Annotated in this window: 1 protein-coding gene; it reads right to left on the reverse strand. The window is 62.2% G+C overall.

The genetic code is table 11. The features are described 5' to 3' along the window. The coding region (locus ACIBVQ_RS40520; protein ID WP_399184271.1) for an amino acid adenylation domain-containing protein at positions 1-1,658 on the reverse strand (1,658 nt) is incomplete at its 3' end. Between the last annotated feature and the right edge of the window lie 30 nt (positions 1,659-1,688).

Below are 1,688 nucleotides of genomic sequence, written 5' to 3' on the forward strand. Positions count from 1 at the left end.
GCGCCCACCAAAGCGACCGCCCGGATCGAATGCCCACCCAACTCGAAGAAATTGTCATGCACCCCGACCCGCTCCACCCCCAAAACATCCCGCCAAATCCCCGCCACCAACTCCTCCACCACCGACCGAGGCGCCACGAAATCCACCCCAGCCGCCAACGCCCCCCGACCAGGAACCGGCAACGCCCGCCGATCCAGCTTCCCGTTGTTGTTCAACGGAATCGCCGCCACCCCCACAAACGCCGACGGCACCATGTACTCCGGCAACGACCGAGACAACTCCTCCCTCAACCGAACCGGATCAACCCCCTCCCCCACCACATAACCCACCAACCGCCGATCACCAGGAACGTCCTCACGCACCACCACAACCGCATCGACCACCCCCTCCACCCGCCGCAACACCGCGACGATCTCCCCCAACTCGATCCGGAACCCCCGAACCTTCACCTGATCATCAACACGCCCCAGGAAATCCAAACTCCCATCCGCACGCCGACTCGCCAGATCCCCACTCCGATACAACCGCCCACCCACCGGACCAAACGGATCAGGCACAAACCGCTCAGCCGTCAAAGACGGCCGATTCAAATACCCCCGCGCCACCCCCGGACCACCCACATAAATCTCCCCCGCCACCCCAACCGGCACCGGACACCCAAACGCGTCCAACAAATACACCCGAAGATCCGCCAACGGACGCCCCACCGGATTACCCCCACCCGGCAGCAAATCCCCCGCCACCAACCGGTGATACGTCGTATGCACCGTCGTCTCGGTAATCCCATACATGTTCACCAACGCCGGCCGCTCCAACCCGAACCGCTCCACCCACGGCGCCAGCTCCGCCAACTCCAACTTCTCCCCCGCGAACACCACCACCCGCAACCGATCCAGACACACCCTCCCCTCCCCCGCCAAACCCACCAAACCCCGAAACGCCGACGGCGTCTGATTCAACACCGTCACCCCATGCCGAACCAAAACCCCCAACAAATCCTCCGGCGACCGCGTCACCTCCCGCGGCACCACCACCAAAACACCGCCATACAACAACGACCCCCACAACTCCCACACCGAAACATCAAACGCAAACGAATGACACAACACCCACACATCATCCGAAGAAAAACCATAATGACGCTCCGCAACCTCCAACAAACGCACCACATTCCGATGCTCCAGCACCACACCCTTCGGCCGCCCCGTCGAACCCGACGTATAAATCACATACACCACACCACCCGGCGAACAAACCACACCAGGATTCACATCAGAAAAACCCGAAAAATCCACCTCATCCACAACCACCACACGACCCGAGAAAACCCCACCCACCAAACCCGCCAAATCCGACGACGTCACCACCACCGACACCCCACTGTCGGCCAACATCCCCCCCAACCGCTCAGCCGGCACCGCCGGATCCAACGGCACATAACCCGCCCCAGCCTTCAACACCCCCAACAACACCGGAACCAAATCCACCCCACGCCCCAAACACACCCCCACCAACGACCCCACACCCAACCCCAGCAAACAATGCGCCAACCGATTCGCCCGCGCATTCACCTCCCCATACGACAACCGCACCTCACCACACACCACCGCCACCGCATCCGGACACACCACCACCCGCTCCTCAAACACCTCATGCACACACCGCGAAACACCCCCCACCTCAGCGGT

It is taken from the genome of Streptosporangium sp. NPDC049376, assembly GCF_044466505.1.
GTDB lineage: Bacteria > Actinomycetota > Actinomycetes > Streptosporangiales > Streptosporangiaceae > Streptosporangium.